The 275-nt window shown below is 73.8% G+C and carries 1 protein-coding gene; it reads left to right on the top strand.

All coding sequences use genetic code 11. The features are described from left to right. Positions 1–275: HEAT repeat domain-containing protein (locus SB660_RS20340; RefSeq protein WP_410584124.1), on the top strand; the 275-nt coding region annotated here is incomplete at both ends.

The following is a 275-nucleotide window of genomic DNA, read 5'->3' as shown; positions in this document are numbered from 1 at the left end:
CGAGGCTTCGAGGCGCAGGATGCGTCCACCCGCCAGCGACACGCGCTCTCCCTGCCGGACGGTGACGGGCGCGATGTCGGCGTGCTGGTCGAAGCCGTTCTCCGCGAACAGGATCCCAACGCCGCCGGCGCGATGGCCTGGGCCGTGGCGCGCGCGGGCGACGCGGCGATCCCCCTGCTCACGGCCGCTCTCGACTCACCGGACGACGACCGGCGACATCGGGCCCTCCGCGCGCTCGAGAAGATCGGCTCCCCTGCCGCTCTGCAGGTGCTGAC

The sequence above is a fragment of the Bacillus sp. SIMBA_005 genome (assembly GCF_046535585.1).
Lineage (GTDB): Bacteria > Bacillota > Bacilli > Bacillales > Bacillaceae > Bacillus > Bacillus pumilus.
This window is presented reverse-complemented; position numbering and strand designations above follow the sequence as displayed.